1 protein-coding gene is annotated in these 20,702 nt (G+C 73.9%); it reads left to right on the top strand.

All coding sequences use genetic code 11. The annotated features are described in order from the left end of the window. Window positions 1–4: 4 nt before the first annotated feature. A complete protein-coding gene (locus AB6L24_RS17645; RefSeq protein WP_405656307.1) occupies window positions 5–20,701 on the top strand; it encodes an SDR family NAD(P)-dependent oxidoreductase in 20,697 nt (6,898 codons plus the stop codon). Window position 20,702: the final 1 nt, after the last annotated feature.

Genomic DNA, 20,702 nt, shown 5'->3' on the forward strand with positions numbered 1-20,702 from the left:
GCCGATGAACTCGCTTGAAAGGTCGCAACACATGTCGAACGAGGAGAAGTACCTCGACTACCTCCGGCGAGCCACGGTGGACCTCCAAGAGGCGCGTGGCAAGCTCCGCGAGGCCGAGGAGCGCGAGGTCGAGCCGATCGCGATCGTCGCCATGAGCTGCCGGTTCCCGGGCGGAGTCAACTCGCCCGAGGACCTGTGGCAGCTCCTGGCGGACGGCAGGGACGCCGTCTCCGGATTCCCCACCAACCGCGGCTGGGACCTGGACGCGCTCTACGACCAGGACCCCGAGCGGCAGGGCACCAGCTACACCCGGGAGGGCGCCTTCCTGCACGACGCCGACCAGTTCGACCCGGCGTTCTTCGGGATCTCGCCGCGCGAGGCCGCGGCGATGGACCCCCAGCAGCGACTGCTCCTGGAGACGTCGTGGGAGGCGTTCGAGCGCGCGGGCATCGACCCGCACGCGACGCGCGGCAGCAGGACCGGTGTCTTCATCGGCACCAACGGCCAGGGCTACCTGGCCCGCCTGGCCAAGGGCGGCGTGCCCGACGGCTACGAGGGCTACTTCCTCACGGGCAACGCGGCCAGCGTCGTCTCCGGCCGCATCTCCTACGTCCTCGGCTTAGAGGGCCCCGCCCTCACCATCGACACCGCCTGCTCGTCCTCCCTGGTCGCCCTGCACCTCGCCGTGCACGCGCTGCGGCACAGCGAGTGCGGGCTCGCCCTCGCGGGCGGCGTCACCGTGATGTCCACGCCGGACACCTTCGTCGAGTTCAGCCGCCAGCGCGGCCTCGCCGAGAACGGCCGCTGCAAGCCCTTCGCCGACGCCGCCGACGGCACCGGCTGGGGCGAGGGCGCGGGCCTGCTGCTCCTGGAGCGCCTCTCGGACGCCCAGCGCAACGGCCACCCCGTCCTCGGCGTGATCCGCGGCTCCGCGGTCAACCAGGACGGCGCCTCCAACGGCCTCACCGCCCCCAACGGCCCCTCCCAGCAGCGCGTCATCCGCCAGGCCCTGGCCCACTCGGGCCTCGTGCCCTCCGACGTCGACGCCGTCGAGGCGCACGGCACCGGCACGACCCTGGGCGACCCGATCGAGGCCCAGGCGCTGCTCGCCACGTACGGCCAGAACAGGGCGGCCGACCGGCCGCTGTGGCTGGGCGCCCTGAAGTCGAACATCGGCCACACCCAGGCGGTCTCCGGTGTCGCCGGTGTGATGAAGATGGTCCTGGCGATGCGGCACGGCACGCTGCCGAAGACCCTGCACATCGACAAGCCGTCCTCGCACGTGGACTGGTCGGCGGGCTCGGTGGAGCTGCTGACCGAGGCACGGGCGTGGCCGGAGACCGGCAGGCCGTGGCGCGCGGGCGTCTCGTCGTTCGGCGTCAGCGGTACGAACGCCCACGTCATCGTCGAACAGGCCCCGGCGGTCGAGCCGGAGGAAGCCCCGGCGGACGCGCCCGAGCCGGTGCGCGACGGCGTGATGCCGTGGGTCCTCTCGGCACGTGACGCGGACGCCCTGCGGGAACAGGCCGAACGCCTCCTGGCCGCGGTCGCCGACCAGCCGGTCGCCGACATCGGCTACTCCCTCGCGACGTCCCGCGCGATGCTGGAGCACCGCGCGGTGGTCGTGGCCGCCGAACGCTCCGAACTCCTGGAGGCGCTGGCGGCGGTGGCCGCCGGCGAGGTGACCGGTGCGGCGGTCACGGGGGTCGTCGGCGACCCCGGCCAGGTGGGCTTCCTGTTCTCGGGGCAGGGGTCGCAGCGGCTCGGCATGGGGCGTGAACTGGCGGAGCGTTTCCCGGTGTTCGGGGAGGCGCTGGAGGCCGTGCTCGCGGAGTTCGACCCGCGGGTGCGTGAGGTGCTGTTCGGTGCGGATGCCGAGGCGCTGAACGAGACGGGGGCGACGCAGCCTGCGTTGTTCGCGGTCGAGGTGGCGCTGTTCCGGTTGTTGGAGTCGTGGGGTGTGCGGCCGGATGTGCTGGCCGGTCATTCCATTGGTGAGCTGACGGCCGCGCATGTGGCTGGTGTGTGGTCGCTTTCGGACGCGGTCAAGGTGGTGTCGGCGCGTGGTGCGTTGATGCAGGCGCTGCCTGAGGGCGGTGCGATGGTGGCGATTCAGGCGTCCGAGGCTGAGGTGATGGCTGAGGGCTTGCCGGAGTCGGTGGGTGTAGCGGCGGTTAATGGTCCTCACTCAGTGGTCATCTCCGGAGTTGCCGCTGACGTCGATGCGATCGCGGAGCGCTGGCGTGCGGCGGGCCGTAAGGCGACCCGCCTGAAGGTCAGCCACGCGTTCCACTCACCGCTCATGGACCCGATGCTTGACGACTTCCGCGCGGTGCTTCAGAGCGTGTCGTACGGGGAGCCGTCGCTCCCCATCGTGTCCACGCTGACCGGCGCGAAGGCGACCGCCGAAGAGCTGGCGTCCCCGGACTACTGGGTGCGCCACGTCCGCGAGGCCGTGCGCTTCGCCGACGCCGTGACCGCCCTGGCCGCCGAGAACGTGGCGACGTTCGTCGAGGTCGGCCCCGGCGGCGCGCTCTCGGCGCTCGGCCAGGAGTCCGCCCCGGACGCGGCCTTCGTACCGATGTTGCGCGGCGACCGCCCCGAGGACGTCGCTGCCACGACCGCCGCAGGACAGCTGCACGTGCGCGGCGTCCAGGTCGCCTGGGATGCGTTCTTCGCCGGTCGCGGCGCGCGCCGCGTAGACCTGCCGACGTACGCCTTCCAGCACCAGCGCCACTGGCTCGACGCGCGGCCCGCCGTCGGCGACGTGACGGCCGCCGGACTCGGCGCCGCCGACCACCCGCTGCTCGGCGCGGCCGTCACCGTGGGCGGCACCGACGGCGTGCTGCTCACCGGCCGCCTGTCCGTCCAGACCCACCCGTGGCTCGCCGACTACGTGGTCCACGGCTCGGTCCTGCTGCCCGGCACGGCGTTCCTGGAGCTGGCGATCCGCGCGGGCGACCAGGTCGGCTGCGACCTCGTCGACGAACTGACGCTGGAGGCACCCCTCGTGGTGCCCGAGCACGGCGCGGTCCGCGTACAGGTGTGGGTCGGCGCCGAGGACGAGTCGGGCAGCCGTGAGCTGACCCTGTACTCCAGCACGGGCGACACCGACGACGACCGGCCGTGGACGCGGCACGCCACCGGTGTGCTGCGCGCGGCCGGACGTACCGACGCCACCTCCCTGGTGGAGTGGCCGCCCGCGAGCGCCAAGGTCGTCGACCTGGCCGGGCTCTACGACCGGGCGGCCGACGCCGGCCTCGGCTACGGGCCGGTGTTCCAGGGCCTGCGGGCCGTGTGGAGGCGCGGCGACGAGGTGTTCGCCGAGGTCGTACTGCCCGAGGAGGCGGGCGCGGACGGATTCGGCCTGCACCCCGCGCTCCTCGACGCCGCGCTGCACGCCATCGGTCTGTCCGGCGGCGCCGACGAGACAGGACAGGTGCCGTTCGCGTGGTCGGGCGTGCGGCTGCACGCCTCCGGCGCCACGGTGCTGCGGGTGCGCCTCGCGCCCACGGGCGGGGACGGGTTCTCGCTGGCCGTCGCGGACGGAGCGGGCGCCCCGGTCGCGACCGTGGACGCCCTCGCACTGCGCCCGATCACGCCGGACGAGGTCGCCGGGGAGGACCGCGACGACGCGCTGTTCGGCGTCGACTGGGTGACCGTCGCGCCGTCCGGCGGCGCCGCACCGACGACCGAGTTCACCGACCTGGCGGCCCTCACGGAGCCGCGCTCGGACTACGTGGTCGTGTCGTGCCCCGTCACGTCCGGGTCCGACCCGGCGGCCTCCGCGCACCGGGCGGCGCACTGGGCCCTCGACCTGGTCCAGACGTGGCTCGCGGACGAGCGGTTCGACGCGGCCCGCCTGGCCGTCGTGACCAGGGGCGCGGTCGCCGCGTCGGCCGACGAGCAGCTGCGGGACGTCGCGCAGGCGGCGGTGTGGGGCATGGTGCGGTCCGCCCAGCTGGAGAACCCGGACCGGTTCGTCCTCGTCGACCTCGACGACGACGCGGCCTCCCTGGACACGCTGGCGTCCGGACTGGCCATCGGCGAGACGCAGGTGGCGGTGCGCTCCGGCGACCTCCGCGTGCCGCGGCTCGCCAGGGTCGGCCGGTCCGCCGTCGACGACCCCGGCTTCGGCTCGGGCGCGGTCCTCGTCACCGGCGCCACGGGCACCCTGGGCGCCCAGGTCGCACGGCACCTGGCCGCGGAGCGGGGCCTACGGAACCTGCTCCTGGTCAGCAGGCGCGGCGCCGCGGCCGAAGGCGCCGAGGAACTGCGCGCCGAACTGGTCGCGCTCGGCGCCGAAGTCGCCCTGGTGGCCTGCGACGTGGCCGACCGCGACGCCGTCGCGGCGCTCCTCTCCGCGCACGAGGTCTCCGCCGTCGTGCACACCGCCGGTGTCCTCGACGACGGCGTGATCGGCTCGTTGACGCCGGAGCGCGTGGACACGGTGTTCCGGCCGAAGGTCGACGCCGCGTGGAACCTGCACGAGCTGACCCGCGACCTGGACCTGTCGGCGTTCGTCCTGTTCTCCTCGGTGGCGGGCATCCTCGGCGCCCCCGGCCAGGGCAACTACGCCGCCGCCAACACCTTCCTCGACGCGCTCGCCCAGCACCGCCACGACGCCGGACTGCCCGCCACGTCCCTCGCGTGGGGCCTGTGGGCCGAGGCCAGCGGCATGACCGGCGCGCTCGACGACGCCGACGTGAAGCGGATGGGCCGCGGCGGCCTGCTCCCGCTGCGCACGGCCGACGGGCTCGCCCTGTTCGACGCGGCGGCCTCGACCGGCCGCGCCCTGCTCGCACCCGTCCCGCTCGACCTGCCCGCCCTGAACCGGCAGGCGCGCTCCCACCCCGTGGCGCCGGTCCTGCGCGGCCTGGTGCGTTCCGCCGCGCGCCGGACCGCCGACGCCGGTGCCACGGCCCGGTCCAGTTGGGCGCAGTCGCTGGCGGGCATGACCGCCGCCGACCGCGAGAAGGCACTCGTCGAACTGGTGCAGAGCCACGTCGCCGTGGTCCTCGGCCACGGCTCGGCGCAGGCCGTCGCCCCCGACCGCGCCTTCAAGGAACTCGGCTTCGACTCGCTCAGCGCCGTCGAACTCCGCAACAACCTCACCGCGGTCACCGAACTGCGCCTGCCCGCGACCCTGATCTACGACTACCCGACGCCCGCCGCCCTCGCCGCGTTCCTCGACACCGAACTCGTGGGCGCACCCGTCGAGGCGGCGACCACGCACACCACCGTCGCCGTCGACGAGCCCATCGCCATCGTCGGCATGAGCTGCCGCTTCCCCGGCGGTGTGAACTCGCCGGAGGACCTGTGGCGCCTCCTCGCCGGCGGCACCGACGCCGTCGTGGAGTTCCCCACCGACCGCGGCTGGGACGTGGACGCGCTCTACGACCCGGAACTGGCGACCCCCGGCACGTCGTACACCGACAAGGGTGCCTTCCTCGACCGCGCCGCCGAGTTCGACCCGGCGTTCTTCGGGATCTCGCCGCGCGAGGCCCTCGCCATGGACCCGCAGCAGCGCCTCCTCCTGGAGACCACCTGGGAGGTGTACGAGCGGGCGGGCATCGACCCGCACTCCGTGCGCGGCAGCCGGTCCGGCGTGTTCATCGGCACCAACGGCCAGGACTACCCGACGCTCCTGATGGCCGCGCCGGACACCATGCGTGAGGTCGAGGGACACATGGGCACGGGCAGTGCCGCGAGTGTCATCTCCGGCCGCCTGTCCTACACGTTCGGCCTCGAGGGCCCCGCCGTCACGGTCGACACGGCCTGCTCGTCGTCGCTGGTCGCCCTGCACATGGCCGTGCAGGCACTGCGCTCAGGGGAGTGCTCGACGGCCCTGGTCGGCGGCGTCACCTTGATGTCGACACCCGGCGTGTTCATCGACTTCAGCCGCCAGCGCGGCCTCGCCGACGACGGCCGCTGCAAGGCCTTCTCCGACAGCGCCGACGGCACCGGCTGGGGCGAGGGCGTCGGCATGCTGCTCGTCGAGCGCCTGTCGGACGCCCAGCGCAACGGACGCCGGATCCTGGCGGTGGTGCGGGGCTCCGCGATCAACCAGGACGGCGCGTCGAACGGTCTGACGGCCCCCAACGGCCCCTCCCAGCAGCGCGTCATCCGCCAGGCGCTCGCGAGCGCCGGCCTGGCCCCGTCCGACGTGGACGCCGTCGAGGCCCACGGCACGGGTACGACCCTCGGCGACCCGATCGAGGCCCAGGCCCTGCTCGCCACCTACGGGCGGGACCGCACCGGCGACCCCCTGTGGCTCGGCTCGGTCAAGTCGAACATCGGGCACACGCAGGCCGCCGCCGGGGTGGCCGGTGTCATCAAGATGGTGATGGCGCTGCGGCAGGGAGTCCTGCCCCGGACCCTGCACGTCACCGACCCCTCGTCGCACGTGGACTGGTCCGCGGGCGCCGTGGAGCTGCTGACCGAGTCGCGGCCCTGGCCGCAGACCGGCAGGCCCTGGCGGGCAGGCGTGTCCTCGTTCGGCGTCAGCGGCACCAACGCCCACACGATCATCGAGCAGGCCCCGGCGGTCGAGCCGGAGAACGCCCCGGAGGACGCGCCGGAGCCGGTGCGCGACGGCCTCGTGCCGTGGACCCTGTCGGCCCAGACCCCCGAGGCACTCCGGGAACAGGCCGCCCGCCTCAGGACCTTCGTCACCGACGACCCCGAGCTGACCGTCGCGGACGTGGGCCACGCCCTGGTGTCGTCGCGGGCGGTCCTCGAACACCGCACGGTGGTCGTCGCCGGTGAGCGGGACGAGTTCCTGGCCGCGCTGGCGGCCGTGGCGGACGGCCGGATGACCGGTGCGGCGGTCACGGGCGTCGCCGGTGAACCGGGACAGGTGGGTTTCCTGTTCTCGGGTCAGGGGTCGCAGCGGCTCGGGATGGGGCGTGAACTGGCGGAGCGTTTCCCGGTGTTCGCGGAGGCGCTGGACGAGGTCCTTGCCGCCTTTGATCCGTCGGTACGTGAGGTGCTGTTCGGTGAGGATGCCGAGGCGCTGAACGAGACCGGGGTGACGCAGCCCGCGTTGTTCGCGGTCGAGGTGGCGCTGTTCCGGTTGTTGGAGTCGTGGGGTGTGCGGCCGGATGTGCTGGCGGGCCACTCGATCGGTGAGCTGGCGGCCGCGCACGTGGCCGGGGTCTGGTCGCTCGCTGACGCCGTGAAGGTGGTGTCGGCGCGTGGTGCGTTGATGCAGGCGCTGCCGTCCGGTGGTGCGATGGTCGCGATCCAGGCCACGGAGGTCGAGATCGCCGCCGATGGCTTGCCGGAGACGGTGGGTATTGCGGCGGTCAATGGTCCTCACTCGGTCGTCATCTCCGGTGGCGCTGCTGACGTCGACACGATCGCGGAGCGCTGGCGTGCGGAGGGCCGCAAGGCGACCCGCCTGAAGGTGAGCCACGCGTTCCACTCGCCGCTGATGGACCCGATCCTTGACGACTTCCGCGCGGTCCTTGAAGGCGTCTCCTTCGCGGAGCCGTCACTCCCCATCGTGTCGACGCTGACCGGTGCGAAGGCGACCGCCGAGGAGCTGGCGACGCCGGACTACTGGGTGCGGCACGTCCGCGAGGCGGTGCGCTTCGCCGACGCCGTGAGCACGCTCGTGGACGAGGGTGTGGCGACGTTCGTCGAGGTCGGCCCCGGCGGCGCGCTGTCCGCCCTGGGCCAGGAGTCCGCCCCGGACGCGGCCTTCGTACCGATGTTGCGCGGCGACCGCCCCGAGGACGCCGCGGCCACGACCGCCGCCGGCCACCTGCACGTGTGCGGCGTGCAGGTGGACTGGCGGCCCTTCTTCGACGGCCAGGGCACGCGCCGCGTGGACCTGCCGACGTACGCCTTCCAGCACCAGCGCTACTGGCCCCACGTGATGCCCGCGATGGGCGACGTGACCGCGGCCGGGCTCGGCGCCGCCGACCACCCACTCCTTGGCGCGACGGTCGTCCTCGGCGGCACCGACGGCGTGCTGCTCACCGGCCGCCTGTCCGTGCGCACGCACCCGTGGCTGGCCGATCACGCCGTGCTCGGCTCGATCCTGCTGCCCGGTACGGCGTTCCTTGAGCTGGCGGTCCGCGCCGGTGACCAGGTCGGCTGCGACGTGGTCGAGGAACTGACGCTGGAGGCGCCCCTCGTGGTGCCCGAGAACGGCACGGTGCGGGTCCAGGTGTGGGTCGGCGCCGAGGACGAGTCCGGCAGGCGCGAGCTGACGCTCCACTCCAGCGCGGGCGACACCGACGACGGCAGGCCGTGGACCCGGCACGCCATCGGCGTGCTCCAGGCCGGTGGCCGGGCCCGCAGCGGCGCCGCCCTGACCGAGTGGCCGCCCACCGGCGCCGAGGCCGTCGACCTGGACGGCTTCTACGACCACATGGTCCAGGGCGGCTTCGGCTACGGCCCGGTGTTCCAGGGCCTGAAGGCCGCCTGGCGCGACGGCGGCGAGGTGTACGCCGAGGTCGCGCTGCCCGACGGCGTGAAGGCCGAAGGGTTCGGGCTGCACCCGGCGCTGCTCGACGCGGCCCTGCACGCCATCAGCCTGTCCGGCGAGGCCGACGGCGTCGGCCGGCTGCCGTTCGCGTGGTCGGGCGTGCGGCTGCACGCCTCCGGCGCGGAACTGCTGCGGGTACGCCTGACCTCCTCCGGCCCCGACCGGGTGGCGCTCGCGATCGCGGACGGGGCGGGCGCCCCGGTGGCCACGGTCGACTCGCTGGTGATCCGGCCCGTCTCGCAGGACCAGCTGGCCGGCGACGAACTCAGCGACGCGCTGTTCGGCGTGGACTGGTCGCCCGTACCGCTGACCGACGGCGACCTCCCGACGACCACGTGGACCGACTCGCTCACGCCGTCGGCGGAACTGCCCGACTACGTGGTCGTGTCGAGCCCGGACCCGTCCGCGCCCGACCCCGTGGCCTCGGCGCACGAGGCGGCACACTGGGCCCTCGACCTGGTCCAGACGTGGCTGACGGACGAGAGCTTCGATGCGGCCCGCCTGGTCGTCGTGACCAAGGGCGCGGTCGCCACCACGGACGACGAGGACGTACCGCACCTCGCGCACGCCGCCGTGTGGGGCCTGGTGCGCACGGCCCAGTCGGAGAACCCCGACCGGATCGTCCTGGTCGACCTCGACGAGGAGGCGGCCTCGCTCGACGCGCTGCCCGCCGCGCTCGCCACCGGCGAACCCCAACTCGCCCTGCGCGCAGGCCGAGTGAGCGTGCCGCGCCTGGCCAGGGCCGCGCGCGCCGCCGTGGACGACCCGGGCTTCGGCTCCGGCGCGGTGCTGGTCACCGGCGCCACCGGAACCCTGGGCGGTCTGCTCGCCCGGCACCTGGTCGCCGAGCGCGGCGTACGCAACCTGCTCCTGGTCAGCAGGCGCGGCATCGCCGCCGAGGGCGCCGAGGACCTGCGTGACGAACTGGTCGCGCTGGGCGCCGAAGTGACGTACGCGGCCTGCGACGTCTCCGACCGGGACGCCCTCGCGGCGCTCCTGGCCGAGCACCCCGTGACCGCCGTCGTCCACACCGCCGGTGTCCTGGACGACGCCACGATCGGCTCGCTCACCGCGGACCGCATCGACACCGTCTTCCGCCCGAAGGTCGACGCGGCCTGGCACCTGCACGAGCTGACCCGCGACCTCGACCTGTCCGCGTTCGTCCTGTTCTCCTCCGCCTCCGGCGTGTTCGGCGGCCCGGGACAGGGCAACTACGCGGCCGCGAACACCTTCCTCGACGCGCTCGCGCAGCACCGCCGCGCGGCCGGGCTGCCCGCCACCTCGCTGGCCTGGGGCCTGTGGGCCGAGGCAAGCGGCATGAGCGGACAGCTCGACGAGGCCGACGTGAAGCGGATGAGCAGGGGCGGCCTGATCCCGCTCCGCACGGCTCAGGGGCTCGCGCTGTTCGACGCGGCGGGCACGACGGGTCGGGCCGTCCTCGCGCCGGTCCCGCTCGACCTGCCCGGGCTGCACCGGCAGGCGCGCTCCCACCCCGTGGCGGTCGTCCTGCGCGGCCTGGTGCGCGGTACCGTGCGCAGGACCGTCGAGCGTGCCGCCGTCGCGGGTTCGGCGCTGGCCGAGTCCCTGGTGGGCCTGACCGACGCGGAGCGGGAGAAGACCCTCCTGACGCTCGTCCAGGAGCACGTGGCCATGGTCCTCGGCCACAGCTCTCCGCACGCCGTCGCACCCGACCGCGCCTTCCGCGAAGTCGGCTTCGACTCGCTCAGCGCCGTCGAACTGCGCAACAACCTCAACGCGGTCACCGAACTGCGCCTGCCCGCGACCCTGGTCTTCGACCACCCGACCCCCGCGGCGGTCGCCGCCTTCCTCGGCTCCGAACTCGCGGGCTCCCCGGTCGTCACGGCGACCACCCGCACGGTGGCCGCGATCACCGACGAGCCGATCGCGATCGTCGGCATGAGCTGCCGCTACCCCGGCGGCGTCAACTCGCCCGAGGACCTCTGGCAGCTCGTCCTCGACGGCACCGACGCCATCGGCGACTTCCCCGACAACCGCGGCTGGGACCTGGCGCGGCTGTACCACCCGGACCCGGACCACATCGGCACCTCGTACGCGCGTGAAGGCGGATTCCTCTATGACGCCGACCAGTTCGACCCGGGCTTCTTCGGGATCTCGCCGCGCGAGGCCCTCGCCATGGACCCGCAGCAGCGCCTCCTCCTCGAAGCCTCCTGGGAGGCGTTCGAGCGGGCCGGGATCGCCCCGGAGTCGGTGCGGGGCAGCGCCACCGGTGTGTACGCGGGCCTGATGTACCACGACTACGCGGCGCGGCTCCGTTCCGTGCCGGAGGACGTCGAGGGCTATCTGGGCACCGGCGCGTCCGGCAGCGTCGCGTCCGGCCGCGTCGCCTACATGATGGGCCTCGAAGGCCCCGCGGTCACCGTCGACACCGCGTGCTCCTCGTCGCTCGTCGCGCTGCACATGGCGGTGCAGGCGCTGCGGTCGGGAGAGTGCGAACTTGCGCTCGCGGGCGGTGTCGCGGTGATGGCGACCGCGGGCACGTTCGTGGACTTCAGCCGCCAGCGCGGGCTCGCCGCCGACGGCCGCTGCAAGTCGTTCTCCGACAGCGCGGACGGCACCGGCTGGGGCGAGGGCGTCGGCATGCTGCTGGTGGAGCGTCTGTCGGACGCCCGCCGCAACGGCCACAAGGTCCTCGCGGTCGTACGCGGTTCGGCCGTGAACCAGGACGGTGCGTCCAACGGCCTCACCGCCCCGAACGGCCCCTCCCAGCAGCGTGTGATCCGGCAGTCGCTGGCGAGCGCGGGCCTGTCCACGTCCGACGTGGACGCGGTCGAGGCGCACGGCACGGGCACGACCCTCGGCGACCCGATCGAGGCCCAGGCCCTCCTCGCGACCTACGGCCAGGACCGCGCCGGTGAGCCGCTGTGGCTCGGCTCGATCAAGTCGAACATCGGCCACACCCAGGCCGCCGCCGGAGTCTCCGGCATCATCAAGATGGTCATGGCGATGCGGGCGGGCGTGCTGCCGCCGACCCTCCACGTCGGTGAGCCCACCTCGCAGGTGGACTGGTCGGCCGGTGACGTCGAGCTGCTGACGCAGGCCCGTTCGTGGCCGGAGACCGGCCGCCCGCGCCGCGCCGGCGTGTCGTCGTTCGGCGTGAGCGGCACGAACGCGCACACCATCATCGAGCAGGTCCCGAGCGACGACCACGTCCCGGCACCGGCCGACGGCGCCGTGCCGTGGCTGCTCTCGGCCAGGAACACGGAGGCGCTGCGCGAGCAGGCACGGCGACTGCGGGACCACGTCGCGGGCGCCCCCGCGGCCGGCGTCCTGGACGTCGCCTACTCGCTGGCCGTGACCCGGTCCGCCTTCGACCACCGTGCCGCCCTCGTGGCGGACGACCGCGCGGCGCTCCTCGACGGGCTCGCCGCCCTGGCCGAGGAGCGCCCGTTCCCCGGCCTGCACACGGGGTCCGCCGCCGTGGGCGGGGTGGGCTTCCTGTTCTCGGGCCAGGGCTCGCAGCGCCTTGGCATGGGGCGTGAACTGGCCGCCCGTTTCCCGGTGTTCGCGGACGCTCTGGACGCTGTCCTCGGTGAGTTCGACCCGTCGGTGCGGGAGGTGCTGTTCGGTGCGGATGCCGAGGCGCTGAACGAGACGGGGTCGACGCAGCCCGCGTTGTTCGCGGTCGAGGTGGCGCTGTTCCGGCTCCTTGAGTCCTGGGGTGTCCGCCCGGATGTGCTGGCGGGCCACTCGATCGGTGAGCTGGCAGCGGCGCATGTGGCGGGTGTCTGGTCGCTGTCGGACGCCGTCAAGGTGGTGTCCGCGCGAGGCGCGCTCATGCAGGCGCTTCCGGCCGGCGGTGCGATGGTCGCCATCCAGGCGTCCGAGGAAGAGATCGCCGCTGAGGGCTTGCCGGAGACGGTGGGTATAGCGGCGGTCAATGGTCCTCACTCAGTGGTCATCTCCGGAGTTGCCGCTGACGTCGACACGATCGCTGAGCACTGGCGTGCTGCGGGCCGTAAGGCGACCCGCCTGAAGGTGAGCCACGCGTTCCACTCGCCGCTGATGGACCCGATCCTTGACGACTTCCGCGCGGTCCTTGAGGGCGTGTCGTACGGAGAGCCGTCGCTCCCCATCGTGTCCACACTGACCGGCAAGGCGGCCTCCAAGACGGAGCTGACCTCGCCCGAGTACTGGGTGCGGCACGTCCGCGAGGCCGTGCGCTTCGCCGACGCCGTCGACACCCTCGTGGCCCAGGGCATCGTCACCTTCGTCGAGGTCGGCCCCGGCGGCGTCCTCGCGGCGCTGGGCCAGGAGTGCGCGGCGGACGCGAACTTCGTGCCCGCGCTGCGGGGCGACAGCCCGGAGGAGACCGCGCTGACCACGGCGGTGGCCCAACTGTCCACGCACGGTGTGCGGGTGGACTGGGAGGCGTTCTTCGCCGGTCGTGGCGCGCGCCGCGTCGACCTGCCGACGTACGCGTTCCAGCGGAAGCGCTACTGGCTCGACGCCGGGGTCTCCGCGGGCGACCTCGACGCGGCGGGGCTCGGCGCGGCCGACCACTCGCTGCTCAGCGCGATCGTCGACACGCCCGACTCGGACGGGCAGTTCTTCACCGGCAGGCTGTCGGTGGAGACCCACCCGTGGCTGGCCGATCACGCGATCCAGGGTTCGGTCCTGCTGCCCGGTACGGCGTTCCTGGAGCTGGCGGTGCGTGCCGGTGACCAGGTCGGGTGCGATGCGGTGGAGGAGTTGACGCTGGAGGCGCCGTTGGTGGTGCCCGAGCGTGGTGGCGTACGGGTGCAGGTGCGGGTCGGCGCGCCGGACGACTCCGGTCGGCGCTCGGTGACGGTCCACGCCCGTGAGGACGACGGCGACGTGTGGGTCCGGCACGCGAGCGGCACGCTCCTGACCGGTGCGGACGTGCCGTCGGCCGCTGACGGTGTCTGGCCGCCCGCCGGGGCGGAGGCCGTGGACCTGGACGGGCTCTACGACCGCATGGCTGATGGCGGGTTCGGCTACGGGCCGGTGTTCCAGGGCCTGCGGGCCGCCTGGCGCAAGGGCGAGGAGATCTACGCCGAGGTCGCCCTGCCGGACGGTGTGGGCGTGGACGGATTCGGTCTGCACCCGGCGCTGCTCGACGCGTCGCTGCACGCCATCGGCCTGATGGGTGCGGCGGACGGACCCGGCAGGCTGCCGTTCGCGTGGTCGGGCGTGCGGCTGCACGCCTCCGGCGCGACGGCGCTGCGGGTGCGGCTCAAGCCCGCGGGGACCGACGGCGTCGCGCTGACCGTGGCCGACGGAGCGGGTGTTCCGGTCGTCTCGATCGACTCGCTCGTGCTGCGTCCGGTCACGGCCGCGCTGTCCCGGCAGGGCTGGGAGTCGCTGTTCCACCTGGACTGGGTGCCCGCCCCGGCGTCCGCCGGGAACCCCGGCTCGGTGGCGGAGTTCGCGGACTGGGCCGCCGTGCGGGCGGAGCTGGGCACGGGGGAGACGCTGCCGGACACCGTCGTGGTGCGGTGCGCCGAGTCCGACGACGTGTCCGCGGTACGTGAACACGTCCTGGCCGTCCTGGAGTTGGTGCAGGGCTGGCTCGCCGAGGACCGCTGTGCGGCATCGCGCCTGGTCCTCGTGACCCGAGGCGCCGTCGCCGCCGGATCCGGCGAGGGCGTGCCGGACCTGGCCGCCGCCGCGGTGTGGGGCCTGGTGCGTGCGGCACAGGCGGAGAACCCCGACCGCATCGTGCTCGTCGACGCGGACACCGCGGACGACAGCGCGTGGAAGCCGCTGCTGACCACCGGCGAGCCCCAGATCTCCGTACGGGACGGACGGGCGTACGTGGCCCGCCTCGCGCGGATGCGGCCGGAGCCCGGCACGGACCCGGCGTTCGGACCGGACAGCTCGGTCCTCGTGACCGGCGCGTCCGGAGCCCTGGGCGGCCTCGTGGCCCGGCACCTCGTCGGCAGCCACGGAGTCGGCCGCCTCGTCCTCGCCAGCAGGCGCGGCATCGCGGCCGAGGGCGCCGAGGAGCTGCGCGACGAACTGGTCGCGCTGGGCGCCGAAGTGACGTACGCGGCCTGCGACGTCTCCGACCGGGACGCCCTGGCGTCGCTCCTGGCCGAGCACCCCGTGACCGCCGTCGTCCACACCGCCGGTGTCCTCGCCGACGCCACCGTCGGCTCGCTCACCCCCGAGCAGGTCGACACCGTCTTCCGGCCCAAGGTCGACGCGGCCTGGAACCTGCACGAGCTGACCCGCGACCTGGACCTGACGGCGTTCGTGCTGTTCTCGTCCGTGGCGGGCACGCTGGGCGGGCCCGGGCAGGGCAACTACTCGGCGGCCAACGCGTTCCTCGACGCCCTGGCCCGGCAGCGGCACGCCCAGGGCCTGCCCGCGACCTCACTCGCGTGGGGCCTGTGGGCCGACGGCATGGGCGCCCGCGTGGCACAGTCCGCCGAGACCGGCCTGTCCGCGGACGAAGGCGTCGCGCTGTTCGACGCCGCGGTCTCCGGCACCGAGCCCGTCGTCGTACCGATGCGGCTCGACCTGCGGGCCGTACGCGAACTCCCTCACGTACCCCCGGTGTTCAGCGGACTCGTGCGCACGACGACCCGCAGGGCGGCGGGAGGCGGCGCCGACCCGGCCGCCGCGCTCCGCGACCGGCTCGCGCCCCTGGCCGAGGACGAGCGCGAGCGGGTGCTCCTGGACCTCGTCCGCACCCAGGCCGCCGTGGTGCTCGGCCACGCCGGACCGGAGGAGGTCGCGGCAGGACAGGCGTTCACGGAGCTCGGCTTCGACTCGCTGACCGCCGTCGACCTGCGCAACCGCCTCGGCACCGCCACGGGCCTCCGGCTGCCCGCCACGCTGATCTTCGACTACCCGACCCCCGCGGCGATCGCCGCGTTCGTCGGCGTCGAACTCGCCGGGGCACCCGCCGCCGCACCGGCCACCGGCACGGTCGCCGTCGCGGCCGTGACCGACGAGCCGATCGCGATCGTCGGCATGAGCTGCCGCTACCCCGGCGGGGTCACCACCCCGGAGGACCTGTGGCGCCTGCTCGTCGACGAGGCCGAGGGCATCACGCCGTTCCCGACCGGCCGCGGCTGGGACGTGGAGTCCCTGTACGACCCGGCGGGCGAGCGGGCCGGCAGCTCCTACACCCGTGAGGGCGGCTTCCTGCACGACGCGGACCAGTTCGACCCGGGCTTCTTCGGGATATCGCCGCGCGAGGCCCTCGCCATGGACCCGCAGCAGCGACTGCTCCTGGAGACCTCCTGGGAGGCCTTCGAGCGGGCGGGCATCGACCCCAAGTCGGTGCGCGGCACCGCGACCGGCGTCTTCGCGGGCGTCATGTACCACGACTACGCCTCCCAGCTGCACGGCGTGCCCGAGAGCGTCGAGAGCTTCCTCGGCACGGGCAACGCGGGCAGCGTCGCGTCCGGCCGCGTGTCGTACGTGTTCGGGATGGAAGGGCCCGCGATGACCGTGGACACGGCCTGCTCGTCGTCCCTGGTCGCCCTGCACCTGGCCGCTCAGGCGCTGCGCTCCGGCGAGTGCGATCTCGCGCTCGCGGGCGGTGTCACCGTGATGGCGACTCCTTCCGCGTTCATCGACTTCACCCGCCAGCAGGGCCTTTCGCCGGACGGCCGCTGCCGCTCGTTCTCCACGGACGCCAACGGCACCGGCTGGGGCGAAGGCGTCGGCATGCTCGTCCTGGAACGCCTCTCGGACGCGCGCCGCAACGGGCACCAGGTGCTCGCGGTGGTCCGCGGCTCTGCGGTCAACCAGGACGGCGCGTCCAACGGCCTCACCGCGCCCAACGGTCCCTCGCAGCAGCGGGTGATCCGCCAGGCACTGGCGAGCGCGGGCCTGGCCGCGTCCGACGTCGACGCGGTCGAGGCGCACGGCACGGGTACGACCCTCGGCGACCCCATCGAGGCACAGGCACTGCTCGCCACCTACGGGCGGGACCGCGCCGGGGACCCGCTGTGGCTGGGCTCCCTGAAGTCCAACATCGGCCACACCCAGGCCGCCGCCGGCGTCGGCGGCGTCATCAAGACGGTCATGGCGATGCGGCACGGACTGCTGCCGAAGACCCTGCACGTCGGCGAGCCCTCATCGCACATCGACTGGTCCGCGGGCGCCGTGGAACTCCTCACCGAGGCACGGCCCTGGCCGCACACCGACCGGCCCCGCCGGGCCGGCGTGTCGTCCTTCGGCTTCAGCGGCACCAACGCGCACGTCATCATCGAGTCCGCGCCGGACGCCGACGAGCCGCAGGCCGCCGAAGCCGCACCGCTCGGCCCGTGGCTGGTCTCCGGCCGCACCGAGAGCGCGCTGCACGACCAGGCGGTCCGGCTGCGCGACCACCTGACCGCGCGGCCCGACCTCGCCCCGGCGGACGTCGCCCGCGCCCTCGCGACCTCGCGAGCCGGGTTCGAACACCGGCTCGCCGTCGTCGGCCGCGACTCCGCCGACCTCCTCGCCGGACTCACCGACGCCGTCGAGGGACGGCTCACCAACGCGGTCGTACGCGGAGTCGCCTACGAGCGCCGGGTCGGCTTCCTGTTCTCGGGGCAGGGGTCGCAGCGGCTCGGGATGGGGCGTGAACTGGCCGAGCGTTTCCCGGTGTTCGGGGAGGCGCTGGACGAGGTCCTTGCCGCCTTCGACCCGGCGGTGCGGGAGGTGTTGTTCGGTGAGGATGCCGACGCGCTGAACGAGACGGGGGTGACGCAGCCTGCGTTGTTCGCGGTCGAGGTGGCGCTGTTCCGGCTCCTTGAGTCGTGGGGCGTGCGTCCGGATGCCCTGGCGGGCCACTCGATCGGTGAGTTGGCTGCGGCGCATGTGGCGGGTGTCTGGTCGCTCGCCGACGCCGTGAAGGTGGTCTCCGCGCGTGGTGCGTTGATGCAGGCGCTGCCCGAGGGCGGCGCGATGGTGGCGATCCAGGCGTCGGAGGCTGAGGTTACTTCCGAGGGCTTGCCGGAGACGGTGGGTATTGCGGCGGTTAATGGTTCTCACTCGATCGTCGTCTCCGGTGTCGCCGCCGATGTCGATGCGGTGGCGGAGCACTGGCGTGCGGCTGGCCGCAAGGCGACCCGTCTGAAGGTCAGCCACGCGTTCCACTCGCCGCTGATGGACCCGATGCTCGACGACTTCCGCGCGGTCCTCGACAGCGTGTCGTACGAGACGCCCACGATCCCGATCGTGTCCACGCTGACCGGTAAGGCGGTCTCCGGCGCGGAGTTGGGCTCGGCGGACTACTGGGTGCGGCACGTGCGCGAGGCCGTGCGCTTCGCCGACGCCGTGGTCGACATGGGCGCGGACGTCCTCGTCGAGATCGGACCCGGTGGCGTGCTCTCCGCGCTCGGACAGGAGTCCCTGCCGGACGCGGCCTTCGTGCCCGTCCTGCGCGGCGACCGGCCGGAGGACAACGCGGTCATGACCGCGCTCGCCGAACTGGACGTACGCGGCGTGCGCGTCGACTGGGACGCCTACTACTCGGGCAGCGGCTACACCGTCGACCTGCCGACGTACGCCTTCCAGTACCAGCGGTTCTGGCCCGACACCAGCCTGCGGCCCGCCACCGACGCCACCGGGCTCGGCCTCGGCTCCGCCGACCACCCGCTGCTCGGCGCCGCGGTCGCGCCCGCGGACGAGGACACCGTCCTGTTCACGGGCCGACTCTCCAGGGGAACCCACCCGTGGCTCGCCGATCACGCGATCCAGGGTTCGGTCCTGCTGCCCGGCACGGCCTTCCTGGAACTGGCGGTGCGTGCCGGTGACCACGTCGGGTGCGACGTGGTCGAGGAACTGACGCTGGAGGCGCCCCTCGTGGTGCCCGAGCGTGGTGGCGTTCGGGTGCAGGTGCGGGTCGGCGCGCCGGACGAGTCCGGTCGACGTCCCGTGACCGTCCACGCCCGCGAGGACGACGGCGACGTGTGGGTCCGGCACGCGAGCGGCGCCCTCACGGGCGGCGCGGAGACGCCCATGGTCGACGCCGGAGTCTGGCCCCCTGCCGGGGCGGAGGCCGTGGATCTGGACGGGCTCTACGACCGCATGGCTGATGGCGGGTTCGGCTACGGGCCGGTGTTCCAGGGCCTGCGCGCCGCCTGGCGCAAGGGCGAGGAGATCTACGCCGAGGTCGCCCTGCCGGACGGCGTCGACGCGGGCGGATTCGGTCTGCACCCGGCCCTGTTGGACGCGTCGCTGCACGCCATCGGCCTCATGGGCGGGGGAGACGATCCCGGCAGGCTGCCGTTCTCGTGGTCGGGTGCGCGGCTGCACGCCTCCGGTGCCGGCGCGGTGCGCGTCCGTCTCGCGCCCGCGGGCACCGACGGCGTGGCGCTGACCGTCACGGACGGAACGGGCGCTCCGGTCGTCTCGATCGACTCGCTCGTCCTGCGTCCGGTCACGGCCGCGCTGACCCGGCGCACCTGGGAGTCGCTGTTCCGGCTCGACTGGACGGCCGCCTCGGCTTCCTCGGGCGGGAGCGTCGGCTCGGTGGCGGAGTTCGCGGACTGGGCCGCCGTGCGGGCGGAGCTGGACGCGGGCGAGTTGCTGCCCGACAACGTCGTGGTGCGGTGCGCCGAGTCCGACGGCACCGATGACGCGGGCGCGGTACGCCCCGGGGTCCTGGCCGTCCTGGAGCTGGTGCAGGGCTGGCTGGCCGACGAGCGGTGCGAGACCTCGCGCCTGGTCCTCGTGACCAGGGGTGCCGTCGCCGTCGGGTCCGGTGAGGACGTGCCGGACCTGGCCGCCGCCGCGGTGTGGGGCCTGGTGCGTACGGCGCAGTCGGAGCACCCCGACCGCGTCGTGCTCGTCGACGTCGACGACGAGAACGGCTGGAAGCCCGCCCTCACCAGGTCCGAACCCGAGCTGGCGGTGCGCGGAGGCGAGTCGTTCGTGCCGAGGCTCGCACGGGTCAGGACCGCCGACGCGGAGGAGGAGGCTTCGTCCTTCGGCACCGGTGCGGTGCTCGTGACCGGTGCGAGCGGCATGCTCGGCGGATTGGTGGCGCGGCACTTGGTGCGGCGGCACGGCGTACGACGGCTCGTCCTTGCGAGCCGACGCGGTCAAGTCGGTGACCTGTACGACGAGTTGGTGGGCCTCGGCGCCGAAGTCGCCGCCGTCGCCTGCGACGTGGCCGACCGGGACGCGGTGAGCGCCCTGCTCGCCGAGCACCCCGTGACCGCCGTCGTGCACACCGCCGGTGTCCTCGCCGACGCCACCGTCGGCTCGCTCACCCCGGACCAGGTCGACACCGTCTTCCGGCCCAAGGTCGACGCAGCCTGGAACCTGCACGAGCTGACCCGCGACCTGGACCTGACGGCGTTCGTGCTGTTCTCGTCCGCCGCGGGCACCCTGGGCAACCCCGGCCAGGGCAACTACGCCGCGGCCAACGCCTTCCTCGACGGCCTCGCCCGGCACCGGCGCGCCCAGGGCCTGCCCGCGACCTCGCTCGCGTGGGGCCTGTGGTCCGGCGGGGACGGCATGGGCGCCCGGATGGCCGACGCCGGCACGGCGGGCCTCACCCCCGAGGAGGGCCTGGAGCTGTTCGACGCGGTGGCCCTCGGCGCGGACCCGGTCGTCGTACCGATGCGGCTCGACCTGCGCGCCGTACGCGAACTCCCGTACGTACCCCCGGTGTTCAGCGGACTCGTGCGCACGACGACCCGCAGGGCCGCGGAGACCGGGCTCGACCCGGCCGCCGCGCTCCGGGAGCGGCTCGCGGCGCTGCCCGCGTCCGAGCGTCCCTCGGCGCTCGTGGACCTCGTGTGCGCCCACGTCGCCGCCGTCCTCGCGCTGACCGGCGCGGCGGACGTGGACGAACGGCGCGCCTTCACGGAGCTGGGCTTCGACTCGCTCACCGCGGTCGAGCTGCGCAACCGGCTCGGCGCGGCCACGGGTCTCCGGCTGCCCGCCACCCTCATCTTCGACTACCCGACCCCGCTCGACCTGGTCGGACTGCTCGAGGAGGGGCTCGCCATCGAGGAGCCCGGCGCGGTGGCGCCGCTGCTCGCCGAACTGAACCGCATCGAGGCGAGCCTCGCCGCGGTCAAGCCCGGCGACGACGAGGACGACCAGGTCGGCGCCCGCCTGACGGCGCTCCTCGCCGCGTGGCGCGACAGCCGCGCCGACGTCGAAGCGGCGGCGTCCGACGACCTCGACGACGCGACGGACGACGAGGTCTTCGAACTGCTCGGCAAGGAGTTCGGCATCTCCTGAC

The organism is Streptomyces sp. RK9 (genome assembly GCF_045070545.1).
Lineage (GTDB): Bacteria > Actinomycetota > Actinomycetes > Streptomycetales > Streptomycetaceae > Streptomyces > Streptomyces alboflavus.

What these genes read in the sequence shown, in the direction of transcription:
- AB6L24_RS17645 (WP_405656307.1), top strand. Translation starts at nt 5, where the DNA reads ATGAACTCGCTTGAAAGGTCGCAACACATGTCGAACGAGGAGAAGTAC.